This window comes from Thermocrinis albus DSM 14484 (assembly GCF_000025605.1).
GTDB lineage: Bacteria > Aquificota > Aquificia > Aquificales > Aquificaceae > Thermocrinis > Thermocrinis albus.
This window is the reverse complement of record NC_013894.1, coordinates 1,403,306-1,429,647: the sequence shown is the minus strand read 5'-3', so window position 1 is coordinate 1,429,647 and position 26,342 is coordinate 1,403,306. Positions and strand designations below refer to the sequence as shown.

Sequence of the window (26,342 nt, the reverse complement as noted above, 5' to 3'; positions counted from 1 at the left end):
AGGGAAATTTTTAGGAAGGGGGACTGTTATGAGAAAGTACCTTTCTCTTGCGGCTCTTTCTTTCCTTGTATCGTGCGGCGGGGGAGGTTCAGACGGTTACAAAGCTTTTGACTCTGTCACCGTCACCCTCTCCTCCATAGAACCCCAGCTGGTGCAGGCAGACGTAATAAATCTCGTTAAAGATCAAAACACCAACCAATGTTACCCTGTTGCTGATGCTGATACGGTAACCATCAAACTAAGGAGTGATACCATCAAAGATGCGTCCGGTAAACCTATCACCAACAACCCATCTCCCGTCTATGTGTATCGCTACCGCGTTACTTTCATCCCACAAAACCCTTCTCAAAACCCTTGTGAAAACAATCCACCGTGCCGACAAACTCTCGCACAGGGCATAGACGCTTCCCTCAGTATCACCCTTCTTCCAGATTCGGAGCTCACCTATCAGGGTATTGCCGTAACGTTGGCAGATTGGGATAATGGCCCCGTGAGGACAGTGTGTAGTAGCGCAGGTGGATGTTACTACACGGCCCGCATAGAACTCTACGTGCGGGAGGTTCTGTCCGGAAGGGAGAAGGTTCTCTCTGGCAGCGTTACAGTTGACTTTGCCGATTACGCAGATCCTGGCTGTCCTCCTTGAGATTTAACAGCGAAGTCCTACCCTTGACACTAGTTATCACTTATAGTAAAATATTTGACTATAAAAATTTTAAGGAGGTAGGAGACATGAAGAAGTTTCTACTTCTAGGGGTAGCCGGGCTACTTACGTTGGCGGTATCTTGCCAGCAGAAACCTGCTGAACAGCAACAACCTGCACAACCAGCGCAACCAGCGCAACCTGCGCAACCAGCACAACCTGCACAACCTCCGGCAGCTGGTGAGCAACAGCAACAGCAACAGCAACAACCTGCTGGTGAACAACAGCAGCAGCAACCTGCTGGCGAACAAAAGAAGTAAGCTGACGGGGGCTCTGCCCCCTTCCTTGTTAACGGAGGTACTGGATGTACGCAGTCATAGAGACAGGTGGTAAGCAGTATAAGGTATCGGTAGGACAAAGGCTTAAGGTGGAAAAGCTCCCCCTTAAGGAAGGAGAAACTCTGGAGCTTGTGCCCCTTCTTGTGAGGAGCGATGACGGAAAGCTCCTCCTCAACAGCGGAAAGGTGGTGGCAGAGGTTCTTACTCACGGCAAACACAAGAAGGTAATAGTTTTTAAGTTCAAAGCCAAGAAGAACTACAAGCGTTGGAAAGGACACAGACAACCCTACACCGAGATCCTCATCAAGGATATATCTTTAGGAGGATAAGGCATGGCGTCAAAGGCAAGCGGTGGTTCAACGAGGAACGGAAGGGACAGTCATTCTAAAAGGCTGGGTGTCAAGCGTTATGATGGGCAGATAGTAAAGGCTGGCAATATACTGGTGAGGCAGAGGGGAACGCGGATTTATCCCGGTAAGAACGTGGGTATGGGTTCCGATTTTACCCTCTTCGCTCTGGTGGACGGCGTAGTGAAGTTTGAAAACAGGAGAAACAGGAAGTACGTAAGCGTTATTCCTTTACAAGAACTAGCAAGTACACAAGCTTAGCGAATCGCAGTTCCACTTTCTTGAGACGAAAGCCTCTCCCCTTCGCCTCTTTTAAAACATCCTGCCAGCTTAGGCTATTTTCTAAGGAGTGTATGAAGAAGTCCCACCTCTCCCCTCCGAAGAGGAGGGCTCCCAGGGGTTTCAGAGGGTATTTCATGATAAAAACCAACATAGGTGTAAAAAGAAACCTGTTTATGTCCAGAATACCCATCTCACCTCCCTCTTTAAGGATCCTGTAGGCCTCTGCAAGGAAAGAATCCCTGTCTTGCAGATGCCTGTAGACCAAGGATAAAACCACTGAGGAGAAGGAAGAGTCTTTGAAGGGCATGTTCTCCGCGTCGCCTAAAACAAAGTAACAGTCCCTGCACTTCCCTTTGGCCACCGAAAGCATACCTCTGGATATGTCCATACCCACCCTCAGACCCGTGTTTTGAGATTTTAAAAGCACCTCCCCCGTTCCTGTCCCCACGTCCAGCCGGTTTCCTTCTGAGGTGAGCATACTCAGAAGATCCTTCTGCCATGCGTGGATTCTTCCGCCAGTCACCCAATGAAGAAACGTGTCGTACCTTTTACTAACTGCTGAGAATACATCAGCTATCACTCTCTTCATGGTGGAAGATCACCTCCATGTCTTCATAAGGTGGTTCCTGTCTTATGTCCACGATACCGTCCTGATAAAGTACCATAAGGGCCATGAGATAGGGTACAGGGTTTCTTCCTCTAATCACATGACTCAGCATAAAACCCACTATACCTCTCATGAAGAGAGCTCTAAGTTCTTCCATAGCATCCTCCATCTTGGAGACGTGTAAGGGAGGATAGGAACTCTCCTTCCGTTTTGGAGCTCTCCTTTGGTATCTCCTCTTGGGGATTGGTTCAGAAGGCGGGATTGCAGGGAGTTCCTCTGTGATACCTTCTTCCTTTTGAAACTCCTCAACGATCTCCTCCAGTGTATAAGATCTCTTCCTTTCTCTGAGCCTCTTGGGTTCCGGAAAGAGAATTTCCACCTGCTTTCTGAGGAGGAAAGAGGCTGCCGCTATAGCTCTGGCCGGCACCCTCAGGTCCAGAAGTTCCATCTTTCTTATCTCCTCCAGATAAGCTTGTGCTAACTTAGCTATATCTACGTCCCACGGGTCCAGTCTTCCCTCCTCCACCATCCTATAAGCCAAAGCAAAGGGATGGTCTTCAAGGAGTAAGGTTACCGGGATGCCCACCTTTGCCTCCAGTAAGTGGTCATGCGCAGAAGTCTGTGTAACGTGCCTTTTAACTCCTTCCTGTGTACCACCATGTCCACCATTCCCTTCTGTAAAAGAAACTCAGCTGTCTGAAAGCCTTCCGGCAGCTGCTGTTTTATGGTTTGTTCTATCACCCTCGGCCCTGTAAAACCTATGAGGGCACCAGGTTCTGCTACTATTATGTCACCGAGAAAGGCAAAACTAGCAGAAACACCTCCGGTGGTGGGATCCGTCAACACCGTTATGTAAGGTATTCCTTTTCTTTTCAAGAAACCTACCGCTATTGAGGTCTTGGCCATCTGCATAAGAGAGAGGATACCCTCCTGCATTCTGGCACCCCCGGAAGCTACCACCGCTACGAGGGGTGTGTTCTCCTCTGCACACATAACACAGGCTCTGTAGAACTTCTCCCCCACTACAGAACCCATACTACCACCGATGAACCCAAAATCCATAACAGCAAGGGTCACTTTCACGTCCACCATATTACCTGTAGCCACCACCATGGCTTCGCTGAGACCGGTAGATGCGGAGGCTTCCTTCAGCCTTTCGGTGTAAGACTTCGTGTCCTTAAACTTGAGGGGATCAGAGGGTTTTAGATTTTCAAAAAGCAGCGCGTACTGATCCAGAAGAGAATTTATTCTCTCTTGAGCAGTCATGGGAAAGTGATATCCACAGCTGGGACAAACTTTCAGATTGGCACTTAACTCAGGCACGTAGAGGATAGACTTACATTTTGGACACTTAGTCCACAGACTTTCCCTTTCTTCCCTCCTTTTCCTGAATCTATCCAATAATCCCATGGGAAGAATTTTACAGGAAAGAAGATGTTTCTGTTATCATTGATAACATGAGAGAAAAGTACGTACGTTTCTGTGTATCTCTTCCCAAGGATCTGCTGGAAGAGCTTGACAGAAGAACCGTTCTTAGGGGTTACTCTTCGCGTTCTGAGTTGGTGAGGGACTTAATCCGAGAGATGCTTATAGAGGACATGTGGGAAAGAGAAGAAGAGGACGTGGTGGGTGTACTTACCATCGTGTACGATCATCACGATATAAGGCTCGTGAGCCGTATGTTGGATGTCCAGCATAAGTACCACGTGAACGTTCTTTGCAACACCCACGTGCATCTGGATCATAGGAACTGTCTTGAGACTATGATAATAAAAGGTAAAGCTTCCCAGATTGAGGGGCTTAGTACGCAACTGGCAGGTATGAGGGGTGTAAAGTTTGCCAAGTTGGTAAAGGCAGGCAAACCAGAAAAGTGATATAATGTTAGAAAAGGGGGTAATACCATGAAGATAACTCTCAGCGTCATCAAAGCAGATATAGGTGGATACGTAGGACACTCTCATGCTCATCCCGACGTAGTGGAGGCGGTGAAAGAGGTAGGTAAAGAAGCTGTCAAAAAGGGAACGCTTATAGATTGTGATGTACTGGTATGTGGTGATGACATAGCTCTGGTCATGACCCACACCCACGGCGTTGATAGTCCCGTGGTACACGGTCTCGCATGGGAGGCCTTCCAAAGAGGGACACAGGTGGCTAAAAAACTGAAGCTCTACGGTGCAGGACAGGATCTTTTGTCGGATGCCTTTTCGGGTAACGTAAAGGGGATGGGTCCGGGTGTGGCGGAGATGGAGTTTGAGGAAAGACCTTCGGAACCTGTTATAGTCTTCTTTGCCGACAAAACGGCACCCAGTGCCTGGAACTTGGCCCTTTACGAGATGTTTGCAGACCCTATGGTTTGCTCCGGTTTAGTGATTGATCCCAAGATGCACGAAGGTTTCACCTTTGAGGTGTTGGACACCTTTACCGGTAAGGCTGTAAAGCTGTCCACACCCTCCGAGTTGTACGATCTTCTTGCCCTCATAGGAACGGTGGAGCGATATGCGGTAAGAAGTGTGTGGAGGAACTCGGACGGAGAGATAGCAGCGGTGGCGTCTACACAGCGTCTCTCTTTAATAGCTGGTAGATACGTGGGGAAGGACGATCCTGTATTAATAGTGAGAGCTCAGTCAGGATTCCCTGCGGTAGGTGAGATCTTAGAGCCCTTTGCAAGACCTTGGATAGTGGAAGGTTGGATGAGAGGATCCCACAACGGTCCTCTGATGCCCGTGTCCTTCAGGCATGCAACACCCAGCAGGTTTGACGGTCCTCCGAGGGTGATAGCAGCAGGTTACCAACTGTCGGAGGGTAAGCTGATAGGTCCCAGAGATCTCTTTGATGATCCTGCCTTCGATAACGCCAGGCAGACGGCCCAGATGATGGCCGACATTCTCAGGCGTCAGGGAATATTTGAGCCTCACCGCCTACCTTCTGAGGAGATGGAGTATACCACACTACCCAAGATACTGAAGAAACTGGAAGGTAGATTTTATAACCTAGAGGAGGGTAAGAAGGAACCTGTGGAACACCAACAACACGCCGATGTGGATTGAACATGGATAGGATACTGAGTATAGAGGATCGTGTACTGATATTGGTGGAGGAGTTCTGTAACCACCTGGAGGTGGAGCCCTTTGAGAGCGCTCTTCAGGACTATAGGTTTCGTTTACGCTCCAAACTGGTAGAACTTCTCACGCAGGCGAAGGATCCTCAGATGATAAATGCAGGTCTTGACAACGCACTGGAAGGTATACAGAGATACTTTGAGGAAAGGATTAACAGAGCGGATCTCAGTAAAGAGAAAGAGCTGAGCAGACTCATAAAGGTCCTTACAGTGACACACCAGATACTCAGCGAACTCATGTACGACGAGAAGATCAGGGATAAGGGTACCCTATCCAAAGTGGTAGGTACTTTGGGTCAGATGCTGGAAAACCTGAGACTGGAGTACCAACGTAGGTTCGGTGGGATACTGAGAAAGTTAAAGAGGCTGTTTTTCTAGTTCTCTTATGGACCAGATGAGGGCGTCTATCACCTGATCCATCTCCTCCTCCTTTATTATAAGGGGCATCATAAGTACCATTACGTCACCCAACGGTCTTAAGAAGACACCCTTCTCCCTGCATCGGTATGCCACCTTAAAACCTACTCTGTCTCCATAAGGGAAAGGTTCTCCCTTGTCTCTGTCCTTTACCAACTCTATACCTGCCATAAAACCCAGCTGTCTTACGTCACCTACGTGCCTAAGCTCCCACATACTCTGAAGTCTTTCCCTGAGGTACTCTATCTTGGGCTGTAGCTTCTCAAGGGTTCTTTCTTCCTCAAAGATCTCCAGATTGGCCAAAGCCACAGCACAGGCCAAGTTGTTGCCCGTATAGGTGTGACCATGATAGAAGTGTTTTTTCTCTCCGAACTCACCCAAAAAGGCGTTGAAGACCTCATCGGTGGTCAGGGTAGCGGCAAGGGGTAAGTATCCTCCCGTTATACCTTTACCAAGACACATAAAGTCGGGACTCACATCTTCCTGCTGACAATAAAACATGCTGCCAGTTCTACCAAAACCAGTGGCCACCTCGTCCACTATCATGAGAACACCGTATCTCTTGGTAAGTTCCCTCACTCCCTTTAAAAACCCCTTGGGAAAGGGTAACATACCAGCAGCTGCTTGTATACCGGCTTCTAAAACCACAGCCACCACATCGTCCCTTCTCCTTAATACATCTTCTAACATACCCAAAAGCTCTTCCTTGCACTCGTCGCAGAGCCTGCCGTATCTCTCCTTACAGAAAAGATAGGGAGAAGGTAAGAATATGGTCTCAAAAAGAAGATCCCTGTATGTGCCATGAAACAGATCTATACCACCCACACTTACCGCACCTACCGTATCACCGTGATAAGCTTCCCTAAAACTAACGAACACCCTTCTTTTCTCTCCCCTGTTCCTCCAGTAATGGTAGGCCATCTTTATGGCTATCTCTACCGCCTCTGCACCATCTTCTGAATAAAAGACCTTCGTAAGACCTGGGGGAGATATATCTACCAGCCTTTTGGCCAGTAAGATGGCCGGAACATTAGAACTACCCAAGGTGGTAGTGTGAGCCACCTTCTGTAACTGCTCTATCAAAGCCCTGTTAAGTTTAGGGTGGTTGTGTCCGTGTACGTTGCACCAGAGAGAAGATATGGCATCTATAAACTTCCTTCCGTATATGTCGTAAAGATAAACTCCTTCCCCCTTCTCAAAGATGAGGTTTTCCTCTTCTCTGTAGACTTTCATCTGGGTAAAGGGATGCCAGAAATACTCCTTATCCCACTTTTCCAGCACTTCAGGTGAGAGCATAGAGTAATTATACGAAAAGATGACTCTTCATAGCCTCACAGATACTAAGAATCTCCCTTCTGATATGTCCCTCCCTTGGTTTGTCCAGAAGGGTCTCGTACATGTAACTCCTGTCTGTTTCGTCCAGCTCCTCCCAACCTACACTTAAGAGGACTTCTCTGGCCTCTCTCCTCAACGTGGTAGGTACTTCCCTCCCCGATATCTCACACCATACCAGGCTCCATGCCCTTGTAAGAGCTATGGGGTGGTATCCTCCACCTCCCAAGTATATACCATCACCGAAGGCCTCCCTCACCATCTTGAAGGCTTTGAGAAATCCCCAGTTGGAAAGCCTCCATTTGGAGAGATAGTCTTCCTCTAGTCCGTCGGTACCCAGCTGAAGAAGGTATACATCAGGTTTGAAGACTTCCTTTATCACCTCTATGCCTGTCTCTAAAACCTTCAGAAACTCCGTGTCTGTAACGCCTTTAGGTAAGGGAGCGTTGAGATTAAAACCTTTACCCTTTGATGCACCTCTTTCGTGAAGGAATCCTTTTGTGAAGGGAAAGGCATACTCGGGCGACTGATGTATGGAGAACACAAACACCGAATCGTCATGGTAATAAAAGTCCTGCACAGCATCACAGTGATGAGCGTCCAGATCTATGTACAGGATCTTCTTAAAGCCTAGTTTCTTCAGCATCTGGATGGTAACGGCAGGATCGTTGATGAAACAGAACCCGTTAGCTCTGGAAGGATAGGCGTGATGCATGCCTCCGGCCGGGTTGAAGGATATATGTCCTTCCAAGAAGAGTTCTGCAGCCTTTAAGGAAGAGCCGCATGCCAAAAGGGAACCTCTCCACGTGGCGGGTGAGAGAGGGTTTTCGTAAGTACCTATGTTGTAAAGTTCTCTGTACTTGGGTTTTACACACCCACACGCGTCTGCCTCTCTGAGGGCGTTTATGTAGTCTTCTGTGTGGTACTCCAAAAGTTCTTCCTGTGTGGCGTTTCTTCCTTCATCTACTTCTGTGTCTTTTACCAGTTCCATAGCCTTCAGAAAATCTAGAAGAAGGGATACTCTGGGTATACGCAAGGGATGGTTAGAACTGTAACGGAAGTTTCTGTAAGCGTAACTGGCCACCAGTTTAGCTCTCATAGTTTTTGAGAATACTCTTTCACCAGTCTGTGAATCTCTCTGTAGTTGATATCACCTGCCAGGACGAAGACCTTCTGTCCATACTGGAATTTGGCAGAGACGGTTATACAAAAGTCGTCAGTAGCCTGAGATATGTATATCTCCGACACATAAAGACCTTCTTCCATAGCTTTTTTAAAGTAAATCTTCTGAGATCTGTCTGCCCCCTTTTTACCTGTCTTCACTACATAGTTAGCTTTAGGATTCACCACGTTGTTGGATATCTGTAGACCTTTCTCGTTCATTATGTAGAAAAGTTCAAAGTAGGGAAACTTTTTAAAGACATCGTAAAGGATATATTCCCAGAGATCTTTTTCCGTTCTTTTGAGCTCCTCCACTATACTGAGGAAGTCTTCTTTTATCTTTTCCTTTATCTTCATTATCTGCTGGCGCAGGGGATACTCACATGTAACCACAACGGGCTGAAGGCCGTGAAACACAAAGAAAGAACTGCCGTGAACACTCTTGAGTCTGTTTTTAAGCTGGGAGTAGATATTCCAGAACTCTTCGTAACTTTTAACATCCTTTAGACCTATATCAAAGCCCACCACATGGACTGGGTTAATCTCCGCATAGAGGAGGGAGAACTCTTTGTGAAACTCCTCCATTATAGCCTTTACCTCCTCTGGTGAAAGTTTTCTCTTGGAGAGGGCGTATATCTCTCTCTCATCCTGGGACTGCATGACGTCCCCATCTATGTGATCCTTCACATCTTCGTACAGGATACGGTATAGGCCTTCTTCTTTAGCAGAGCCAAAATGTTCCCTGAAACCTTTCACATCTTTGAGATAAAAAACACACAGGTGGTAATCTTGACCGAAGAGCTTCCTCAGTTTTTGGAAAATAGGCACCGTTACCTGTCGGTACGAACTCATATAGTGTAAGAGAACGTGGTAGAAAAGAACACCCAGATACTGTCCCCTTTTATCTACCACCAGTAATGGTTTTCTACTGAAGGCAAAAAAGTCGAGAAGTCCTAAAAGGTTTTCGGGAGAGGAGCGAAAAGTCCTTATCTTGGGTAGTGGAAGGGCTATGTCCCCCACCCTCAGGTCCTTCCTTCCCTGCGAAAGAAGTAGGTCTTTCCTGTAGACAATACCTACAGGTTTACTGTCTTTAACCACCACCAAAAAATCAAATATTCTGTGCTCATCTAAGCTCCTCAGAGCTTCCGGTATGCCTAAGTCATAGTCTACCTTCGGCACACCTGTGGCCAGCTCCGAAAGATCCAGCTCCCTCATCACAGCTTTAGTTTACCTATCCTGTCTGCGGCTTCAAGAAGTCTGTGTGTAGGGACAGTGAGGGAGATACGGAAGTAGCCTTCTCCAGCTTCTCCAAAGCCATTACCGGGTGTACACACTATGGCGCACTCGTCCAGAAGTCTCTCCACAAACTGAGCGGAGGTGTAACCTTTTGGCACTTTCACCCACAGGTAAAAGGTGGCTTCGGAGGGTACAACCTCCAAGCCTATGTTTTTCAAAGCTTCCGTCATGACCCTCCTTCTCTCGGCATAGGTATCCCTTATGGGCTTTAAGGCTTCTTCAGGAAGACTAAGGGCCGCTATGGCAGCCTCCTGTATAGCTTGAAACTGCCCGGAATCTACGTTGGTCTTAACCTTTCCAAGTCCCTCTATCAGTCTTCTGTTGCCAACGGCCATACCTATACGCCACCCCGTCATGTTGAAGGTTTTGGAGAGGGAGTGAAACTCTATAGCCACCTCCTTTGCTCCCTCTACCTGTAGTATAGAGGGTGGCTTCTCCTCTCCAAAGTACACCTCTGAGTAGGCAAGATCAGAGGCCACTATTATGTTGTGCTGATGGGCCCACTCCACCAACTCCTTGTAGAAGTCCAAGGTGGCGGTGACAGAGGTGGGGTTGTTGGGATAGTTTACCCAAATGATCTTGGCTCTTTTGAGAACATCCTGGGGAACACTTCTGAAGTCAGGAAGAAAGCCGTTCTCCTCCTTCAGAGGTAAAAAGTAAGGCTCTCCCCCCGCAAAGATGGTACCTATTTTGTAAACAGGGTAGGCTGGATCAGGACACAGAACCACATCACCGGGATCCACGAAGGCCAGAGGAAAGTGGGCTATACCTTCCTTAGATCCTATCAGAGCTATCACTTCCTTTTCGGGGTCCAGTTCCACACCGAAACGTCTTTTGTACCAATCGGACACCGCTTGCCGGAAGGAGAACATTCCCTCATAAGAGGGATACCGGTGATGTTGGGGGTTTTCCACAGCTTTCTGCATGGCCCTCACTATGGGTTCTGGGGTGGGAAGGTCCGGATCCCCTACACCCAGATCAATGACATCAGCACCCTGGGCTATTTTCTCCCTTTTCTTTCTGTCTATCTGGGCAAACAGGTAAGGTGGAAGTTGCTGAATACGCTGAGAGAAACTCCACATGTCAGACCTCCGCAGGTTTGTTTTTTCTCCTTCTAAGCTCTTTAAGATACTCTTCTAAAGCCAACTCTTCTTCTTGACGGTACAAGGTTTCTCTCTCCAGAAGGTTCTCCCAATCTACCTCTTCCGCCGGGAACCAAGGTCCATCCACACAGGCCAGTTGTGTGCTTCCTTTCACTGTAACCCGACAGACGAGACACAAGCCAACCGCATCCAGCATGTAGGTGTTTACAAGAGCTATGTGGGGAACACCCTTACCCAGACTGACAAGATAACGGGAAAGCTCGTTACTACCTGCAGACACCCAAAGGTCCGCATCTACGGGAGGTGGTGTCTCTTGAGTCTCTATCACTTCAAAAACCTCCCTCAGCTTATGATACATAGGAGGTTCGCCGGGACCTGTGTAAAAAAGCTGCAGAGAACACCCCTCCTTCTTAAGGGCTCTGCCTACGTTAAAAGCAGGTGCCACACCCCACCCTGTTGTGTAAAAGACAACCTTACCGTAGTTTTTGATGGGAAATGGTTTACCTATTGGACCACCCACGTAGTAGAAACTCTCCACCTCCTCCTTTATCTGGAGTGTTGTCCTTCCCACCACCTGCAGGAGGCACCAAAAACCTTCTTCCCATAAATCCAAAATACATACCGGTATCCTTTCAGAAAGCTCATGGGGCTGCAGTATGACCAGTTGTCCCGGCTTCGCAGAGAGAAGGTGGGGGGCTCTTATCTTCAGAAGAAGGAAGTCTTCCCTCAACAGACTCTTTTCCAAAATAGGAAACATAGTCTGAAATATTTTATAAGGAAAGCCACTGTCCCGTCTGAATTACCCAACAGACTAAAGTCTACGCAGCACCCCCTCACCGTGCATATCTTGTGATAAACTATCTGGCATGGGTCTGAAGGTGGCCGTTGTGGGTGCAACTGGTGAAGTGGGAAGGGCTTTCCTTAGGGTAATGGAGGAGAGAAACTTCCCGGTGGAAGAACTTTTCCTCTTTGCCTCCGAAAGATCGGAAGGTTTAACCCTCACCTTCAAAGGAGAGAGTTTTAAGGTGAGAGCTTTGTCCAAACAGGATTCCTTCAAGGGGATAGATATAGCCCTCTTCTCCGCAGGGAGTTCGGTGAGCAGAGAGTATGCTCCCAGATTTGCACGGGACGGTGTTGTGGTCATAGACAACTCCTCTGCGTGGAGATTAGAGCCGGACGTTCCTTTGGTAGTGCCGGAAGTCAACCCGGAAGATGTTAAGAACCACAGGGGTATAATAGCCAATCCCAACTGCTCTACCATACAGATGGTGGTGGCATTAAAACCCATATACGATGTAGCCGGTGTAGAGGCGGTGGTGGTGTCCACCTACCAGTCAGTTTCCGGAGCCGGTGCCAAGGCCATAAGGGAACTGCAAGATCAGGTAAAAGCATGGTGTAAGGGAGAGCCCTTACCTCCACCCTCTGCTCTTCCAGCCACCATAGCCTTTAACGTGGTCCCCCACATAGATGTTTTTACGGAAAATGGATACACGAAGGAAGAGATGAAGATGTTCCACGAGACTAGGAAGATAATGCACGACGATAACATACGTGTGTCCGCCACCACCGTCAGAGTTCCCGTTTTCTACGGCCATTCTGAGGCTGTTACCGTTAAACTTAAAAAGCCACTGGAACCTGAGACGGCAACAGCCCTCCTTAAAGAAGCACCCGGTGTGGTGGTAGTAGAAGATACTTACGCCACAGCCCTTCAGGTGGCCGGTAGGGATGAGGTTTTCGTGAGTAGAGTGAGAAAGGATCTTGTCTTTGATCCTGGGCTCTCCATGTGGGTGGTGGCCGACAACATCCGTAAAGGTGCTGCCACTAACGCTGTTCAGATAGCGGAGTTGCTTTTAGAGTACGAGTTGGTGAAGACATGCTGAGGATAAAGGCTTCCGCTTTACAGAAGATATTGGCTCAGGCTGAGAGGGACTACCCTTACGAAACGTGTGGTCTTCTACTGGGTAAATGGGACAAGGATGTAAGGATCGCTTTTGGAGCTTACGAAACACCCAACAAGAGCCCCAACAGGAAGGAGGACCGGTACGAAATAGATCCTCTGGACTACATGAAGGCGGAAGAAAAAGCAAAGCAGTTTGGTCTTGAGATAGTAGGTGTCTACCACTCGCACCCTGATCATCCCGACAGACCCTCAACCGTAGATGAGGAGAGAGCTTTTGAAGGCTGGTCTTACATCATAGTGTCTGTAAGTAAAGGCAAGAGTGTATCTTACCGCAGTTGGGAACTGGTGGAGGGTAAGTTCAGGGAGGAAGCCGTTGAAGTATTCGGCTGATGTTTTAGACAGCATAAGGTGGAACGAGGAAGGCCTCGTAGTGGTGGTGGCTCAGGATTATAACACCGGTGAGGTGCGTATGGTGGCATGGGCCAACCGGGAGGCTCTTCTGAAAACCTTGGAGACAGGATTCGCCCATTACTACTCGCGTTCGCGGAGATCTCTCTGGAAAAAAGGTGAGACTTCAGGTCAGCTCCAGAGGGTGTTACAGGTTCGGGTAGACTGTGATGGTGATGCGGTACTGTATATAATCCATCAAGAACAGGGTGTTGCCTGTCATACAGGGGAGAGAAACTGCTTTTTTAGAAGCATAGACGGATCTAAGGTAACTAAGCCACTACCTTTTGAGGTCTTGGCACGCCTCCAAGAGGTCATAGAGGACCGCCTCCTCAAAAAACCTCAAGATTCCTACACAGTCAAAATCTACATGGAGGGAGAGGACCGCATTCTCCAGAAGCTGGGTGAGGAAGCTGTGGAGAGCCTTTTGGCCCTCAAAGGGGGAGATCCCCAAAGAATCAAAGAAGAACTGTCTGATCTTCTCTACTTTATGGTACTGTCCCTAACCACTAAAGGGGTGTCGGTGGCAGAAGTGATGGAAGAACTTTCAAGGCGTTTCAAAACTTCAGAATGACATCTCAGTTATACCAGCAAGATCCCTGTAAAAGTCCGGATACGACACAGCCACACAGTGGGGATTGTCTATAACAGTTTCACCCTCCGCCACGAGACCCGCCACTGTAAAAGCCATGGCTATTCTGTGATCTCCGTAAGTTTTTATAAAGGCACCTTTCAGGGAAGAAACCCCCTCTATCTCAAAACCATCCTCCAGTTCCTCCACTTTAGCGCCCATGCTTCTGAGATTTTCCACCACCGCTCTGATACGGTCACTCTCTTTCACCCTGAGCTCAGAAGCACCTTTTACCCTTGATCTCCCTTCAGCAAGAGCCATCAGCACTGACAAAACAGGAATCTCATCTATGAGGGATGGTACTTCCTCTCCCTTCACTTCCACGCCTTTGAGTTTTCTACCTCCTACAACTCTAATGTCCGCTATAGGTTCTCCCGAGATCTCTCTTAGATTCTCGTAGTATATCTCCCCTCCCATCTGTCTCACTTTCCTAAAGAAACCATCACGGGTGGGATTAACCATAACATCCTTGAGGAGCACCTCGGAGTCATCCACCAAAAGAGCCAACGCCACGAAGAAAGCAGCGGAAGATGGATCAGCGGGACAAAAAACCTCTGCGCTCTTAGGTATCTGCCCACCTTCTATCTTCACCATCCTACCCTTCTCTGTGTCCAAGGTAAGAACCTCTACACCAAAGAGCTTTAGCATCCTCTCTGTGTGATCTCTGGAGAGGACAGGTTCCTCCACCTGCGTGTACCCCTCAGCACCCAAACCTGCTAGCAGGATAGCAGACTTCACTTGAGCAGATGCCTTGACGTTGAAGAAGCTTATACCCTTTAAAGTTCCTCCTCTCACACTTACGGGAAGTTTGTTTCCCCTCTCTCTGCCATCCAACCATGCACCCATCTGACGTAGAGGCTCCACAACCCTCAGCATAGGTCTTTTCCTGAGACTGCTGTCTCCCGTTATGGTGGAAAAAAAAGGCTGAGTAGCCAAAAGACCCATCAGTAGTCTTGCAGTTGTCCCTGAGTTCTGGGCATTCAACACATCAGAGGGTTCTTGGAAGCGCATGGCCCTTCCCCATATGCGAAGGGTGGCGCCTTTCCTCTGAACCTTTGTTCCTAAGGCTCTTACAGCCCTAAGAGTCGCAAGGGTGTCTGCAGATATAAGCCAGTCGTGTACTACACTCTCTCCCTCTGCCATGGCGGACAGTATAACCGCCCTGTGGGACACAGATTTGTCAGAGGGAACCCTTAACTCACCCCTTACTTTCTTTACTTTCCTAACTTTAAGCATGGATGAAATGGGCGATGGAGGACTCGAACCTCCGACCTCCGTCGTGTGAGGACGGCGCTCTACCTCTGAGCTAATCGCCCTTCATATTCTAATTATACACACATACACCGAAGGTTTCAAATCTTTTACCCTTTTTGGCATCCAGTATGTAGCGTAGCAGCCTAGACTCGGAGCCTGTGTACATGACGAAAGTTCTGGAAGGACTGCAGACAAAACCTCCACTGAGGGGATATATAACTATGGAACCTTTTACAGGCATCTTGTTTCTTATTATGTTTCTCTCTGCATAAAAGGGAAGATTGTGGTGAAAGTAGGTGAGTTCATACACCGGTAGTTTGCCGGCAGGATCAAGGTGCTTTATGTAGCTACCTAGATCCCTATATGGTCTGTAAGTTTCTAACCATGGCAACACACCACCTATCAGCAGAAAGAGGAAAAGGATTCCCGAAAGGAGTGGAGCGTAACTGTGTGTCAATTTAGGTGCCAGAAAGAAGAGGGGAACGGCCAACAGAAAGAGATAACTGAGCCCCAGGTATAAAACTAAGATCAGATAAGCGATTCCCATAAGATAACTGAGAAAATAAACGGATGGAGTTTTTACCTTCTCCATCTTAGTGTCTTCCAGAAAGGCGGCTGTGAGAACCGCCATAGCAGGGTAAGCCGGCAGAACATACACAGGTATCTTCTGCTTAATGATGCTGAAAATCAGAAAGTACACCAAAAACCAAACGAAGGGAAAGGTGAGTTCCTTTCTTCTTTCCTTCACAAACCACACCACAGCCAAGTAGAAAAGGAAGGAGTAAGGAAGAAAACTCACCAGTGTGTCCAAAAGATAAAAATACCAAGGATCTTCTCCACCCCAAACGCGCTTTAGATTCTCCTCATAGAAAACTTTCAAAAACTCTTCTCTGTGAAAAATTAGCTGAAAGGCATGCCACCACATACTGACAAAAAAGAAGAAGATTCCCAGAAAGTAGTAACTTTTTTTAGTAAGCTCTTTGGGATCCGTAAGAAGAAGATAAAGCAGTACCACCAAAGCGGGCATTGCAAAAGCAACGGGTCCCTTTGTGAGAACGCCCCCCGTTGCAAAAAGAAAAGCCAAAACCAGGAACACCCAGTTTCTCTTTCTGTAGTACATGAGCCATCCCCATAGAGTGGCTGTTACGAAGAAGGTGAGAGGAACTTCTGGTGATACATACCTACCGTTAGCAAAAAAGAGGAAAGAAGTGGTAAGAACGGCAAAGGAAAGAATACCCACCTTCGTGTTAGATGTAAGCTCATAAGCTATTACGGCGGTAAGCACTCCTGTAAGTAAAGAAAGGAAGACATGCATTATCCTAAGCCCCCATTCGTTGCATCCCAGAAGCCAGTAGCCTACCACAGCAAGCCAATAGGTCATGGGAGGTTTGTTGAGCCTCACCTCACCGTTGTAATAAGGTGTTATAAAATCCCCATACTCCATCATATGGCGGGAGGCATAGGCATAGAAAGACTCGTTAGGTATCCACACCTGAAAACTCCCCAAATGGTAAAACTGGAGAAATATAATAAGAGCCACGAGCAAGTACAGGAGCATGGTAAAATTTTAACTTTGGATGCCGAAGAGAAAGGATATTAAAAAGATACTCATCATAGGTTCCGGTCCCATCGTCATAGGTCAGGCTGCGGAGTTTGATTATTCAGGTACTCAAGCTTGCAAAGCCTTGGTGGAAGAAGGATATCAGGTGGTATTGGTAAACTCTAACCCAGCCACCATAATGACAGATCCGGGTATGGCCCACAGAACCTACATAGAACCTCTGACGGTGGATATTCTGGAAGAAATAATAAAAGTAGAACGCCCAGATGCGCTTTTGCCTACCTTGGGAGGACAGACAGCCCTCAACTTAGCGGTAAAGTTATATGAGGAGGGAGTGCTCGAAAGGTACGGCGTGGAACTTCTGGGAGCTAGTTACACAGCCATAAAGAAAGGTGAAGACAGACAGCTGTTCAAAAAGTCTATGGAGAGAATAGGTCTTAAGGTTCCTCCCAGCGCGGTGGTTTCTTCCCTGGAAGAGGCTCTGCAGGCTATAAAGGAGATAGGATTCCCAGCTATACTACGTCCTGCCTTCACCCTCGGAGGGACGGGAGGAGCCATAGCCTATAACATGGAGGAATTTGTAGAAAGGTTACAGATAGCCCTCAAGACTTCTCCCATACATCAGGTACTCATAGACAAGTCCCTGATAGGATGGAAGGAGTACGAGTTTGAAGTGGTACGTGACAGGAAGGACAACGTCATAATAGTCTGCAGCATAGAGAACTTTGATCCTATGGGTGTTCACACGGGAGACTCCATCACGGTGGCACCAGCCCAGACCCTCACCGACAAGGAGTACCAGATACTGAGAGATGCCTGTATACAGATAATGCGGGAGGTTGGTGTAGATACGGGAGGTTCTAACATACAGTTTGCCGTAAATCCCGAAAACGGTGACTTTTACGTGATAGAGATGAACCCACGAGTCTCTCGCTCCTCTGCGCTGGCTTCCAAAGCTACCGGTTTCCCTATAGCCAAGGTGGCTGCCAAACTGGCTGTAGGCTACACCTTGGACGAACTTAGGAACGATATAACCCGTCACACGCCCGCTTCCTTTGAGCCGTCAATAGATTACGTGGTAGTCAAGATACCTCGCTTTGACTTTGCCAAGTTTCCCGAGGCTGACAGAACTCTCACCACCATGATGAAATCAGTGGGAGAGGTTATGGCCATAGGAAGGACCTTTAAGGAAGCTTTCCTCAAGGCGGTGAGAAGCTTAGAGATGGATCGCTTTGGACTCACCACACTTTCCATGAACAACCTTCATGACGAAGATCTAAAGAGGATGCTGAGGACACCCAACCCAGACAGGATATGGCATATAGCGGAGGCCTTCCGTAGAGGGTGGCACGTGGAGGAGGTACATCAACTGACCTACATAGACAAATGGTTCCTTTATCAGATCTGGGAGCTGGTAGAGTTTGAAAAACTCTGGAAAGATGCACCTATAAGCGAAGAGCTTTTGAGAAAGGCCAAGGAGCTGGGTTTTTCCGACAGGGAGCTGGCACAGATGAAGGGCATGAAGGAAGAAGATATCAGAAGCCTAAGGTACTCTTACCGTATAATCCCCTCCTTCAAAGGTGTGGACACATGCGCCGGTGAGTTTGTAGCTTACACACCTTATTACTACTCCTCCTACGAAAGACCTTTCTACACTATAGAAGGAGAAACCATCTTGGACGAGGACTGACATGTTTAGGGAAAAAGTTAAAAGACTTCACTTCGTAGGTGTGGGTGGCATCGGTATGAGCGGACTCGCCCTTCTTATGATGCAGATGGGTTATACAGTATCAGGCTCCGATATAAAGGAGAGTAGGAACACCCAGATGTTGAAAGATGCAGGTATAAGGGTATACATAGGTCACAGACCTGAAAATGTGGAGGACGCTCAGGTGGTGGTTTACTCCTCAGCAGTCTCTTCTGATAATCCGGAGCTAGTTTATGCAAGGAGTAGAGGAATACCCACCATACCTCGTGGTGAGATGCTGGCTGAGCTATTCCGAATAAAAGAGGGAGTAGCTGTATGTGGTTCCCACGGTAAAACCACCACCACCTCCATGATAGCTTACATCCTTCATGAGGCCGGTCTTGATCCCACTGTTCTGATAGGGGGAATCCTTCAGAGATTCAACGGAAATGCCAGACTGGGTAAGGGGGATTTCATAGTATCGGAAGCGGACGAAAGTGATGGCTCCTTCCTCAAACTCACACCCACGGTGGCTGTAATAACCAACATAGACAGGGAACATCTTGACTTTTACAAGGACTATGACAGTATCAGGAAAGCTTTCCTGGAGTTTGCCAACAGTGTTCCTTTCTATGGTTTTAGCGTTCTCAACGCCGATGACGAAGGTTGTAGCCAGATAATACCCTATGTATCTAAAAAACACTACACATACGGTATACAAACTGAAGCTCATCTGATGGCTAAGAACCTGAGACTTCTGGAAGGGACCTACTCCTTTGATGTGGTATGGATGGGGAAGAATCTTGGTAATATACACCTTAAGGTCCCTGGGAAACACAACGTGCAGAACGCTCTTGCCTCTATACTGGTGGCTCTTCAGATGGATGTGAGTTTTGATGTCATAAAAGAAGCTCTGGAAAGTTTTAGAAATGCCGAAAGGAGACTGGAGCTGAAAGGTTTTTACAAAGGTTTTCCTGTCTACGATGACTATGGTCATCATCCTACAGAGATAAGATCTGTGATAAAGGCGGTGAGAGAGATGTACCCCGATACCAAGATCCTTTTAGTGTTCCAGCCTCACAGATACTCCCGAACCTACTACCTCCTGCAAGACTTTGCCACAGTGCTGAGGGAGGCTGACAGTTGCATAGTTACCGACATATACCCCGCAGGAGAAGAAAACAGGTGGCATGTGTCCGCCAAGCAGTTGGCCGAGATCTCAGGGTGTATTTACGCCCCCTCTAAGGAAGAGGTTTTCCAAGCTGTCAAAAGGCTGGCGGATAACCACGTTATACTCTTTATGGGTGCTGGTAATATAGGTAAGTGGAGCGAGGAGTTTCTAGAAGTATGAAGGGTCTATCAGGAAAAGAGTGGAACCTCTTAAGTGAGCGTATATCTCCGGATCCGGAGATGATAAGAAGCTACGGTTACGTTGTGGCACAAGTAATGGCTAACAGAGGTGTGACCGCAGAAGCCCTTGATCTGAAGCTGAGGAAAATTCTTCCACCTCATCTTATTCCCAACATGGATATAGCGGTAGAGCGTATAGCGAAGGCCATAAAGAAGAGAGAGAACATACTCATATACGGGGACTACGATGTAGACGGTGTAACAGCCAGCGTTCTCTTGTACAGATTTTTAAGGTATGCAGGAGCAAAAGTACAGGTAGTTCTGCCCAACAGATCGTCAGGGTACGGTCTTAATATAGATCTCGTTAAAAAGTGGGATAGCTGGGTGGATCTCCTCATAACGGTAGACAACGGAACCACCGCCTTAGAAGAACTAAGGGGAAGAAGCAAGGACACCATAGTTTTGGATCATCACAACCCACACGGAGAGCTCCCTCCCGCTATTCTGGTGAACCCGAAGATAGACCAGAACACACCCAAAGATCTCAGGGAGATATCTTCCGTTGGGCTCGCCTTTTACCTCATCACATGTCTTCAGAGAGAACTCCAGCTCGATTACGATACGCGTGATGAGCTACCACTGGTGGCCATAGGTACCCTGGGAGACTTTATGAATCTGAATACCCTCAACCGCATACTGGTCTACAACGGTATAAGGGCTTTGAACTACTACCTGCAGAAAGGTGTAAAACTCTTAGGCCTGCGATTACTTATAGAGAAGGCAGGTATCCCGTTACCCATCACGTCCAGAGACATATCCTTTCTGGTGGTACCGAGACTTAACTCTCCGGGCAGAGTAGCCAATCCCTACTATAGCTTCCGACTTTTGTCAGAAAACAGAGAGAGTATAGTAAAACAGTTGGTGCTTCAGATAGAGAATTTCCACCAAGCGAGGAAAAAGCTCACAGAGATAGCTGTAGGACTTGCAGAAGAACAACTGCAGAAGCAGAAGGATGTAAGCATACCCCTTCTGAAACTGGAAGGACGTTTTAAGGGTGTGGGTGGTATAGTGGCAGGACAGCTGGTGTCCAGAATCCAGAAACCTGTGGTAGTAGTTTCCGTTAACGACAATCTTTCGTCAGCTTCTGCCAGATCGGTGGAAGGCATAGACATACACAGTACACTGGCTCCTTTGGCTCACTTATTTGTTAAATGGGGTGGGCATAGTCAGGCCATGGGTTTTACCATACACACCCACCTTTTGGATGTACTGGAAGAGAACCTAAGATATATGCCCCTACCTGACTCAGAGCTCAGACTGGACATAGATATGGAACTTCCTATAAGACGATGTGATGAAAGTTTGGTGGAGGCTCTAAGGCGTATGGAACCATTCGGGGAAGGTTTCCCTTTCCCTACATTCCTATCCGAACCCTTGACCTTACAGATCTCAGAAATATCGTCTGGTAGACTCGTTATGTACCATCCGGATACAGGTACAAGGCTGGTAAGTTACGATCGCCATCTTATAGGCAAGATATCACAGAGAGAATGGAGGGGTAGAGTAGTTTACAGTCCATCTTTGCGAGAGAAAAACATCTTCACTCTCGTGGACCTGGAAGATTTCTCCTCTTAATCTTACTAAGAATCTCTCTTTTGTACTCATCTATCTTCTGTTTTCTTGCTTCAGGTGTACGAAACATGTAAGCGCCTAAAAAGAAAGAAAAAGAAGCTAAGAGAAACAGCAGCAGAGCTAAAAGTATGTGAGAAGGGGGCGAAAAGCCCCCACTTTTATTCCTCATACTTTCTTATGCTTGGAAAGCCACTCGTAGTTATAAGGATCCCAGTCTTCAGGCATGTGAGGTATTTTGTCAAAGTTGTGAGGTGGAGGTGGTGAAGGAACCAGCCACTCCAGAGAAGGAGATTCCCAAGGGTTGTCAGGGGCCTTGGGACCGAACTTGGCAGAAAGGACCAAGTTGAGGACAGCCAAACCTACTCCTACAGCCAGTATGAAGGCACCCACTGTTTGAAGCTCGTGGAGTGTAATCCATTGGGGTATGGGAGGATAGTCAGCGTATCTCCTGGGCATACCTTCGAGTCCTACTATGAGCTGGAGGAAGTAGAAGAGGTTAGATCCTACCATGATGAGAACAAGGGCCACTTTACCCCAGAACTCACTGTACATCCTTCCCGTAACTTTGGGAAACCAATAGAAGAAGCCACCGAAGGCCACCAGCGTCACCGTCATTCCCAGCACGTAGTGGAAGTGACCCACCACAAAGTGGGAGTCCTGAACGTTTATGTCAAAGGCCGGAAGGCCAAGCGGTATACCTGTAAGACCACCTATGAGGAACATGAAGATAGCACTGAGGATGTAAAGCATAGGAGTAGTGTACCTTATGGAACCCTTGTACAGCGTTGCCACCCAGTTGAAGATCTTTATACCTGTGGGTACACCTATGAGGACGGTGGTGTAAGAGAAGATGATCTTTATCCAGTCTGGTATTCCACTGGTGAACATGTGGTGAATCCACACCATGAAACCGAGGATGGCTATACCCCATATAGCCGCTATCATGGACTTTCTACCGAATATCTCACGCCTGGAGAAGGTAGCCACTATCTCAGATATCACACCAAAGGCAGGGAGTACCATCACGTAAACAACGGGGTGAGAGTAGAACCAGAAGATGTTTTGATAAAGGATAGGGTCTCCACCTCTGGAAGGATCAAAGAAGGCGGTGTGGAAGTACTTATCCAAAAGCAGCATGGTGACAGCACCTGCTAAGGCTGGAACACCTAAGATCTGAATCACGTTCATGGCAAGGAAAGCGTGTAAGAAGAGATTCATCTTACCAAGGGTTATGCCTGGTGCCCTCATGCGCAGGTTGGTGACCACCAAGTTAACAGCAGTTGCCAAGGAAGAGGCACCGAGGAGGTGAATGATGAAGGCGTAATAAGCCACCTGACCTACGTTATCATTAAGGGATATAGGAGGATAGCCTGTCCACATCATCCTTATATGATTTCCTGGCAGCAGGGTGAGTACAGCAAGAACACTGGCAGAGAAGAAGAACCAGTAACTGAGAGCGTTTAGTCTAGGAAAAGCCACATCCCTTGCACCTATCATCAGAGGGAGTAGGAAATTTCCGAAAGAGGACCATACTCCTACCGCCCACCAGAACTGCATCAGAACACCGTGAGTGGTTAACAGAGCGTTGTAGGTATCTTCATCCATGTACTGTAGTCCAGGTTGAAACAGCTCCAACCTGATACCTAGAGCCGATATACCCGCTATAAGGAAGAAAAGCAAGCTGGTGACGCCGTACATAACGCCTATCTTCTTGTGGTCCGTGGTGAATATCCACTCTTTAAGTGTGGCTCCGAACCAAGGTCTGTGAACACCTGCTACCGCCATGGGTACACCTCCTTACTGTATGTTAAAAGATACTTGCTTACCCTGTATAGGTAAAGGGCCACCGTACCACTTTTCAAACTCCTCCTTGGGTACCACCTTCAGCACGGCAGCCATCTTAGAGTGTTTTGTTCCGCAGTACTCTCTACAGAAAACCCAGTACTCACCAGGTTGATTTATCTGGAACCAGAGATGAGTGATCCTGCCTGGAACAGCATCCTCCATAACCTTAGCTGGGTGAACGTAGAAGGAGTGTATGACATCCTGTGAGGTGAGGAGAACCTTTATAGGAACACCTGCTGGGATGTAGGCTTTTGCTGTGTCGGGAATCTTATCTAACGGTAAGTATTCCTTAGTTTGAGGATCTTCCATCATGTTGAAGAAGGCAATAACCTGTTTCCCGTTAGGATACTGAAACTGCCACCCCCACATGAACCCTGTGACCTTTATCTCGAAGGCTCCTTCAGGGGCGTTTCTCTGAACCCTGTAAAAGGCGAAACTTTGAGTAGCTAGATATATCACTATGAGAACGGGAACTATGGTCCAAAGTATCTCCAGCAAGTGATTTTCTTGAACATGCTGAGCGGTTTCGTTACCTTTTCTGTACCTGTACTTAACGGCAAAGTAGATGGCTGGTATAACCACTATGAGATAAATGGCCACCGCCACCACCAACCATATGTAGTACATGTTGTACCAGTACCGTGCTGGTTCAGCCACAGGAGCCGCTAATGCACAGGAAGCTGTAAACAGTGTTAAAAGAGCACTCTTCCTCATTCCTTCACCTCCTGCTTTACTCTATAAAATTTGGCTAAACCTAAGGTGGTAACCACACCACCTATCCCCAACAGAGCGAATATAACCAAAGGGTCCAGCACATACTTGCTTCTGGAATGATCGTATCTATAACATGCCAACACAGCAAGGTCTATCAGATTGCTGACGGAGGGGTTCTCTCTCTGAGCATCCACAAAAGCCAAAGAGACATCTTTAGGACGGAAGAAGGCTCCGTAAAGGTACCTCATTATCCTACCTTCAGGAGAGAGGAATATGACGGCGCTGGTGTGAAGAAAGATCTTGTCTCTCTCTATGTAGTAAAACTTGAGGCCGGTGGAAGTGGTTATCTGGTTTATGTCCTCCTTGCTAAGGGTACCCACTAACCAATTGGGGGGTGGATTCTCTGCACCGAAGGTCTTCCTCACCAAGTTCCTTAAAGTGTTTAGATTATCTCGTTCGTCGAAAGAAAGCACCACGTATCTATAGTTGCTAGAAAGTTCCGTTGATATCTTGTAAAGGTTACTGACTGTAAGGGGGCAGGCCGTATCACAGGTGAAGTAAACAAAAACGAGGGCAGTGGGATGCCCTTTTATAAAGCTGTAAAGATCCACATCACCCTTCAGGGTGTGTACCCGAAAGTTGGGTACAGGTTTTCCCAGATAGAGATCCTCTTCTACCTTTACCACACTCACGTCCTGTTCACCGTAAGAAGATATTCTGTAAGCCATGGCATAAGCGAGAAGTAGCGTCAGTAAAAGGATGACCTTCATACCAAGCTACCTATGAGGTAAGCACTGCTGGCTACCAACAACCACATGAGGTCCACAAAGTGCCAGTAGAGGACCGTCGCCCTCACGTAAGTTTGACCTTTGTGGTGAGTTATCTTCCCTGTCAGGAGAAGGAACACGGCCACCACCATCATGATGAGTCCTACAAATACGTGGGATGTGTGAATACCAGTAAGGGCGTAAAAACCTGTACCGTACATGTTTGAACTGAGGGTGAAACCAGAGTGCCACAGATGTGTCCACTCCTGAATATGAATGATAGCGAACAGAGCACCCAGACCTATGGTGAAGAGGAAGAATAAGGCAGATAATCCTCTTCTTTCAGCATGAGCAAACTTCTCAGCTAAGGCTGCTGTACCGCTGGAGGTCCATAGTATCAAAGTAAGTATGAGAGGTGTGTAGAGATTGAGTTCCTGAGGCACCCAACTCTTCCACTGAGACGCATGAGCTACCCTTGCCATGTAGAAGGCGGCGAACATGGTCCCAAAGATGACGATCTCCGAAACTATGAAGAACATCATAGCGGGGAATCCTAGACCCTCTTCATGGCCCCTGGTGTAAAACTCATAGGCCCAACCTGACAGACCCACCACCAGCAGAGCTAAGCTCATACCCCCTAAAAGGAGAGCTAGCATGGACTTAGCCCACACAAAGTAGGCTATGAAGGTAATGGGCAGTAAAAGAACGGCCATACCCACGGGAAGAGGCCAGAAGCTGTACTCATGGGCTCCAAGATGGTGTGCCCCGTGGTGCACCTCGTGCTGTGCCATGCTTCAACCTCCTGTAGTTATAAGAATTTTAACAACTGCAAAATATTTTATGTTGTGATCTATATCAGTATGGATAAGATTTGCTTTTAGTCCTATAAGAAAAACTTATACCTTATTCCTCCTTAGGTACTTCTATCACTATGAAGTCAGCTCTCCTGTTGGTAAATCTACCTATAGGAGTGGTATTTGGTGCTATGTAACCTTCCTTACCGAATCCTGCTATCTCTATCTTGTCTTGAGGTACCCCCTGTTTCTTGAGAAAGTCAGCCACCGCTTTGGCTCTCTTGAAAGCCAACTTCTCGTTGTATTCTTTGGAACCTATGTTGTCGGTGTATCCCTCTATCCTCACCCTTATCTGAGGGTTCTCTTTCAGAATTCTCGCCACTTCCAGGAGTAGGGGTATGTACTCCTTCTTTATAGTGTAGCTGTTAAACTCAAAGTGTACTCGCGCGGGAACCATAAGGTACTCTCTCTCCACAGTTTTTTCACCTGTGGATATGGGGCTCTCCTGAGGTTCTTCCTCCTTCACCACCTCCCTTTTACCCACATAGCACTCGAGCCCCTCTCTCTTGGCCACCTCCAACTTCCTTTTTGCTTCTGTTAAGTAAGACACAAGATTTTGATACACACGCATGGTGATGGCGGGTTGAGATACCTCTCCTTTTAGCTGGTAAGAAAGGGCTTCGTAGTAAGCTTCCGAGTAGGCTAGCTCCTTTGGAGTACATTGGATACCTTTGTTAGCCCTTATGGTAAAGAGAGCAGAGGTTATATCTTCCAAGTCACCCACCCTTATGTAAGGAGGTAGATCTTTGGGGCGTATGGGTTCCAATGTATCCAGATTATACTGACCTTCCTTTGCTCTGGATACAGCCTCCATACTTTTTAGAGCAAAGAGCTTAGATCCCACACTGTCCATTTCGGAAGCTAGCGTGACAGATATGTCTCTGTAAGCCCTGGCTTTCTCATAGTGATAAGCGTCTCTTGTAGATGAGCCTTCCTTGAAAGCCTGCTCTATGCTCCTTTGCACTTCACTAAGGGCATCCAAGGTCCTCAAATTCCCCTGCTGTCCCTGAGAAAAGCAAACCAAAAGCAAGGACAAAAGAACTCCTCTTATCTTCATCC

The 26,342-nt window shown here is 47.5% G+C and carries 28 protein-coding genes and 1 tRNA gene; 13 read left to right on the top strand and 16 right to left on the bottom strand.

What is annotated here, in order from left to right; all coding sequences use genetic code 11:
- Positions 1–28 precede the first annotated feature (28 nt).
- From THAL_RS07785 to rpmA, 4 genes are all read left to right on the top strand, one after another.
- Positions 29–643 (top strand): hypothetical protein, encoded by a 615-nt coding sequence (locus tag THAL_RS07785; RefSeq protein WP_012992566.1) that lies wholly within the window; start codon positions 29–31, stop codon positions 641–643.
- Between the two features lie 86 nt (positions 644–729).
- Positions 730–960 carry a hypothetical protein gene (locus THAL_RS07780; RefSeq protein WP_012992565.1) on the top strand — a complete coding sequence of 77 codons (231 nt, stop codon included), beginning with the start codon at positions 730–732 and terminating at the stop codon, positions 958–960.
- A gap of 44 nt (positions 961–1,004) precedes the next feature.
- On the top strand, positions 1,005–1,307 hold the full coding sequence (rplU, locus tag THAL_RS07775) for a 50S ribosomal protein L21 (protein WP_012992564.1): 303 nt from the start codon (positions 1,005–1,007) through the stop codon (positions 1,305–1,307).
- 3 nt (positions 1,308–1,310) lie between these two features.
- The gene (gene rpmA, locus THAL_RS07770) at positions 1,311–1,586 is read left to right on the top strand and encodes a 50S ribosomal protein L27 (protein WP_012992563.1); all 276 of its coding nucleotides are present in this window, start codon (positions 1,311–1,313) and stop codon (positions 1,584–1,586) included.
- On the opposite strand, the gene THAL_RS07765 is transcribed toward rpmA, so the two are convergent.
- Genes THAL_RS07765 through accD form a run of 3 tightly spaced genes read right to left on the bottom strand, consistent with a single transcriptional unit; the run spans position 1,549 to position 3,624 of the window.
- A complete protein-coding gene (locus THAL_RS07765) occupies positions 1,549–2,196 on the bottom strand; it encodes a methyltransferase domain-containing protein (RefSeq protein ID WP_012992562.1) in 648 nt (215 codons plus the stop codon). The two genes, rpmA and THAL_RS07765, sit on opposite strands and share 38 nt — an antisense overlap.
- Positions 2,177–2,800, bottom strand: a complete 624-nt coding sequence (locus THAL_RS07760; protein WP_012992561.1) for a chromosome segregation protein ScpA — start codon at positions 2,798–2,800, stop codon at positions 2,177–2,179. The genes THAL_RS07765 and THAL_RS07760 overlap by 20 nt, the downstream gene beginning before the upstream one ends.
- A complete protein-coding gene (gene accD, locus THAL_RS07755) occupies positions 2,785–3,624 on the bottom strand; it encodes an acetyl-CoA carboxylase, carboxyltransferase subunit beta (RefSeq protein ID WP_012992560.1) in 840 nt (279 codons plus the stop codon). The genes THAL_RS07760 and accD overlap by 16 nt, the downstream gene beginning before the upstream one ends.
- 47 nt (positions 3,625–3,671) lie before the next feature.
- On the opposite strand from accD, the gene nikR reads away from it, so the two are divergent.
- Genes nikR through THAL_RS07740 form a run of 3 tightly spaced genes read left to right on the top strand, consistent with a single transcriptional unit; the run spans position 3,672 to position 5,710 of the window.
- The gene (nikR, locus tag THAL_RS07750; protein ID WP_012992559.1) at positions 3,672–4,088 is read left to right on the top strand and encodes a nickel-responsive transcriptional regulator NikR; all 417 of its coding nucleotides are present in this window, start codon (positions 3,672–3,674) and stop codon (positions 4,086–4,088) included.
- A gap of 27 nt (positions 4,089–4,115) precedes the next feature.
- Entirely contained in the window at positions 4,116–5,261 is a 1,146-nt protein-coding gene (gene fbp, locus THAL_RS07745; RefSeq protein ID WP_012992558.1) for a fructose-1,6-bisphosphate aldolase/phosphatase, read from the top strand.
- 2 nt (positions 5,262–5,263) lie between these two features.
- Positions 5,264–5,710: a hypothetical protein gene (locus THAL_RS07740; protein ID WP_012992557.1), complete on the top strand. Its 447-nt coding sequence runs from the start codon at positions 5,264–5,266 to the stop codon at positions 5,708–5,710.
- On the opposite strand, the gene bioA is transcribed toward THAL_RS07740, so the two are convergent.
- Genes bioA through THAL_RS07715 form a run of 5 tightly spaced genes read right to left on the bottom strand, consistent with a single transcriptional unit; the run spans position 5,690 to position 11,398 of the window.
- Positions 5,690–7,045, bottom strand: a complete 1,356-nt coding sequence (bioA, locus tag THAL_RS07735) for an adenosylmethionine--8-amino-7-oxononanoate transaminase (protein ID WP_012992556.1) — start codon at positions 7,043–7,045, stop codon at positions 5,690–5,692. The genes THAL_RS07740 and bioA overlap by 21 nt on opposite strands.
- A 7-nt stretch (positions 7,046–7,052) precedes the next feature.
- A complete protein-coding gene (locus THAL_RS07730; RefSeq protein ID WP_012992555.1) occupies positions 7,053–8,180 on the bottom strand; it encodes an arginase family protein in 1,128 nt (375 codons plus the stop codon).
- Positions 8,177–9,457: a CBS domain-containing protein gene (locus THAL_RS07725; protein WP_012992554.1), complete on the bottom strand. Its 1,281-nt coding sequence runs from the start codon at positions 9,455–9,457 to the stop codon at positions 8,177–8,179. Before THAL_RS07725 ends, THAL_RS07730 begins: the two co-directional genes overlap by 4 nt.
- Positions 9,457–10,620 carry an LL-diaminopimelate aminotransferase gene (locus THAL_RS07720; RefSeq protein WP_012992553.1) on the bottom strand — a complete coding sequence of 388 codons (1,164 nt, stop codon included), beginning with the start codon at positions 10,618–10,620 and terminating at the stop codon, positions 9,457–9,459. The genes THAL_RS07725 and THAL_RS07720 overlap by 1 nt, the downstream gene beginning before the upstream one ends.
- A 1-nt stretch (position 10,621) precedes the next feature.
- Complete coding sequence (locus THAL_RS07715) at positions 10,622–11,398, bottom strand: iron-sulfur cluster-binding protein (protein WP_012992552.1); 777 nt, start codon at positions 11,396–11,398, stop codon at positions 10,622–10,624.
- Positions 11,399–11,507: 109 nt separating this feature from the next.
- On the opposite strand from THAL_RS07715, the gene THAL_RS07710 reads away from it, so the two are divergent.
- Genes THAL_RS07710 through hisIE form a run of 3 tightly spaced genes read left to right on the top strand, consistent with a single transcriptional unit; the run spans position 11,508 to position 13,562 of the window.
- Positions 11,508–12,521: an aspartate-semialdehyde dehydrogenase gene (locus THAL_RS07710; protein ID WP_012992551.1), complete on the top strand. Its 1,014-nt coding sequence runs from the start codon at positions 11,508–11,510 to the stop codon at positions 12,519–12,521.
- Entirely contained in the window at positions 12,515–12,931 is a 417-nt protein-coding gene (locus tag THAL_RS07705; RefSeq protein ID WP_012992550.1) for a M67 family metallopeptidase, read from the top strand. Before THAL_RS07710 ends, THAL_RS07705 begins: the two co-directional genes overlap by 7 nt.
- Positions 12,915–13,562, top strand: a complete 648-nt coding sequence (hisIE, locus tag THAL_RS07700) for a bifunctional phosphoribosyl-AMP cyclohydrolase/phosphoribosyl-ATP diphosphatase HisIE (RefSeq protein WP_012992549.1) — start codon at positions 12,915–12,917, stop codon at positions 13,560–13,562. Before THAL_RS07705 ends, hisIE begins: the two co-directional genes overlap by 17 nt.
- Here the strand turns inward: hisIE and aroA are convergent.
- The 3 genes from aroA to THAL_RS07685 form a co-directional block, all read right to left on the bottom strand.
- Positions 13,554–14,855: a 3-phosphoshikimate 1-carboxyvinyltransferase gene (aroA, locus tag THAL_RS07695; RefSeq protein ID WP_012992548.1), complete on the bottom strand. Its 1,302-nt coding sequence runs from the start codon at positions 14,853–14,855 to the stop codon at positions 13,554–13,556. The genes hisIE and aroA overlap by 9 nt on opposite strands.
- 8 nt (positions 14,856–14,863) lie before the next feature.
- Positions 14,864–14,935, bottom strand: a tRNA-Val gene (locus tag THAL_RS07690).
- An 8-nt stretch (positions 14,936–14,943) separates the two neighbouring features.
- Positions 14,944–16,431: an ArnT family glycosyltransferase gene (locus tag THAL_RS07685; protein WP_012992547.1), complete on the bottom strand. Its 1,488-nt coding sequence runs from the start codon at positions 16,429–16,431 to the stop codon at positions 14,944–14,946.
- A gap of 19 nt (positions 16,432–16,450) precedes the next feature.
- Here THAL_RS07685 and carB point away from each other — a divergent pair, with 19 nt between their 5' ends.
- Genes carB through THAL_RS07670 form a run of 3 tightly spaced genes read left to right on the top strand, consistent with a single transcriptional unit; the run spans position 16,451 to position 21,106 of the window.
- Positions 16,451–18,124, top strand: a complete 1,674-nt coding sequence (gene carB, locus THAL_RS07680; protein WP_012992546.1) for a carbamoyl-phosphate synthase large subunit — start codon at positions 16,451–16,453, stop codon at positions 18,122–18,124.
- A gap of 1 nt (position 18,125) precedes the next feature.
- The gene (gene murC / locus THAL_RS07675; protein WP_012992545.1) at positions 18,126–19,472 is read left to right on the top strand and encodes a UDP-N-acetylmuramate--L-alanine ligase; all 1,347 of its coding nucleotides are present in this window, start codon (positions 18,126–18,128) and stop codon (positions 19,470–19,472) included.
- A complete protein-coding gene (locus THAL_RS07670; protein WP_012992544.1) occupies positions 19,469–21,106 on the top strand; it encodes a single-stranded-DNA-specific exonuclease RecJ in 1,638 nt (545 codons plus the stop codon). The genes murC and THAL_RS07670 overlap by 4 nt, the downstream gene beginning before the upstream one ends.
- Before the next feature lie 162 nt (positions 21,107–21,268).
- Here the strand turns inward: THAL_RS07670 and THAL_RS07660 are convergent, their stop codons facing one another.
- From THAL_RS07660 to THAL_RS07640, 5 genes are all read right to left on the bottom strand, one after another.
- On the bottom strand, positions 21,269–22,888 hold the full coding sequence (locus THAL_RS07660) for a cytochrome c oxidase subunit I (protein ID WP_012992542.1): 1,620 nt from the start codon (positions 22,886–22,888) through the stop codon (positions 21,269–21,271).
- A 12-nt stretch (positions 22,889–22,900) separates the two neighbouring features.
- Positions 22,901–23,662, bottom strand: a complete 762-nt coding sequence (gene coxB, locus THAL_RS07655; protein ID WP_012992541.1) for a cytochrome c oxidase subunit II — start codon at positions 23,660–23,662, stop codon at positions 22,901–22,903.
- A complete protein-coding gene (locus THAL_RS07650) occupies positions 23,659–24,432 on the bottom strand; it encodes an SCO family protein (protein ID WP_012992540.1) in 774 nt (257 codons plus the stop codon). Before THAL_RS07650 ends, coxB begins: the two co-directional genes overlap by 4 nt.
- On the bottom strand, positions 24,429–25,220 hold the full coding sequence (locus THAL_RS07645; RefSeq protein ID WP_012992539.1) for a cytochrome c oxidase subunit 3: 792 nt from the start codon (positions 25,218–25,220) through the stop codon (positions 24,429–24,431). Before THAL_RS07645 ends, THAL_RS07650 begins: the two co-directional genes overlap by 4 nt.
- A gap of 112 nt (positions 25,221–25,332) precedes the next feature.
- Positions 25,333–26,340, bottom strand: coding sequence for an OmpA family protein (locus THAL_RS07640; protein ID WP_012992538.1), 1,008 nt, complete (start codon positions 26,338–26,340; stop codon positions 25,333–25,335).
- Positions 26,341–26,342: the final 2 nt, after the last annotated feature.

Bases quoted from the DNA above. Each gene is read 5' to 3' on its own strand.
- THAL_RS07785 (WP_012992566.1), top strand. From the start codon at position 29: ATGAGAAAGTACCTTTCTCTTGCGGCTCTTTCTTTCCTTGTATCGTGC.
- THAL_RS07780 (WP_012992565.1), top strand. From the start codon at position 730: ATGAAGAAGTTTCTACTTCTAGGGGTAGCCGGGCTACTTACGTTGGCG.
- rplU (WP_012992564.1), top strand. From the start codon at position 1,005: ATGTACGCAGTCATAGAGACAGGTGGTAAGCAGTATAAGGTATCGGTA.
- rpmA (WP_012992563.1), top strand. From the start codon at position 1,311: ATGGCGTCAAAGGCAAGCGGTGGTTCAACGAGGAACGGAAGGGACAGT.
- THAL_RS07765 (WP_012992562.1), bottom strand. From the start codon at position 2,196: ATGAAGAGAGTGATAGCTGATGTATTCTCAGCAGTTAGTAAAAGGTAC.
- accD (WP_012992560.1), bottom strand. From the start codon at position 3,624: ATGGGATTATTGGATAGATTCAGGAAAAGGAGGGAAGAAAGGGAAAGT.
- nikR (WP_012992559.1), top strand. From the start codon at position 3,672: ATGAGAGAAAAGTACGTACGTTTCTGTGTATCTCTTCCCAAGGATCTG.
- fbp (WP_012992558.1), top strand. From the start codon at position 4,116: ATGAAGATAACTCTCAGCGTCATCAAAGCAGATATAGGTGGATACGTA.
- THAL_RS07740 (WP_012992557.1), top strand. From the start codon at position 5,264: ATGGATAGGATACTGAGTATAGAGGATCGTGTACTGATATTGGTGGAG.
- bioA (WP_012992556.1), bottom strand. From the start codon at position 7,045: ATGCTCTCACCTGAAGTGCTGGAAAAGTGGGATAAGGAGTATTTCTGG.
- THAL_RS07730 (WP_012992555.1), bottom strand. From the start codon at position 8,180: ATGAGAGCTAAACTGGTGGCCAGTTACGCTTACAGAAACTTCCGTTAC.
- THAL_RS07725 (WP_012992554.1), bottom strand. From the start codon at position 9,457: ATGAGGGAGCTGGATCTTTCGGAGCTGGCCACAGGTGTGCCGAAGGTA.
- THAL_RS07720 (WP_012992553.1), bottom strand. From the start codon at position 10,620: ATGTGGAGTTTCTCTCAGCGTATTCAGCAACTTCCACCTTACCTGTTT.
- THAL_RS07715 (WP_012992552.1), bottom strand. From the start codon at position 11,398: ATGTTTCCTATTTTGGAAAAGAGTCTGTTGAGGGAAGACTTCCTTCTT.
- THAL_RS07710 (WP_012992551.1), top strand. From the start codon at position 11,508: ATGGGTCTGAAGGTGGCCGTTGTGGGTGCAACTGGTGAAGTGGGAAGG.
- THAL_RS07705 (WP_012992550.1), top strand. From the start codon at position 12,515: ATGCTGAGGATAAAGGCTTCCGCTTTACAGAAGATATTGGCTCAGGCT.
- aroA (WP_012992548.1), bottom strand. From the start codon at position 14,855: ATGCTTAAAGTTAGGAAAGTAAAGAAAGTAAGGGGTGAGTTAAGGGTT.
- THAL_RS07685 (WP_012992547.1), bottom strand. From the start codon at position 16,431: ATGCTCCTGTACTTGCTCGTGGCTCTTATTATATTTCTCCAGTTTTAC.
- carB (WP_012992546.1), top strand. From the start codon at position 16,451: ATGCCGAAGAGAAAGGATATTAAAAAGATACTCATCATAGGTTCCGGT.
- murC (WP_012992545.1), top strand. From the start codon at position 18,126: ATGTTTAGGGAAAAAGTTAAAAGACTTCACTTCGTAGGTGTGGGTGGC.
- THAL_RS07670 (WP_012992544.1), top strand. From the start codon at position 19,469: ATGAAGGGTCTATCAGGAAAAGAGTGGAACCTCTTAAGTGAGCGTATA.
- THAL_RS07660 (WP_012992542.1), bottom strand. From the start codon at position 22,888: ATGGCGGTAGCAGGTGTTCACAGACCTTGGTTCGGAGCCACACTTAAA.
- coxB (WP_012992541.1), bottom strand. From the start codon at position 23,662: ATGAGGAAGAGTGCTCTTTTAACACTGTTTACAGCTTCCTGTGCATTA.
- THAL_RS07650 (WP_012992540.1), bottom strand. From the start codon at position 24,432: ATGAAGGTCATCCTTTTACTGACGCTACTTCTCGCTTATGCCATGGCT.
- THAL_RS07645 (WP_012992539.1), bottom strand. From the start codon at position 25,220: ATGGCACAGCACGAGGTGCACCACGGGGCACACCATCTTGGAGCCCAT.
- THAL_RS07640 (WP_012992538.1), bottom strand. From the start codon at position 26,340: ATGAAGATAAGAGGAGTTCTTTTGTCCTTGCTTTTGGTTTGCTTTTCT.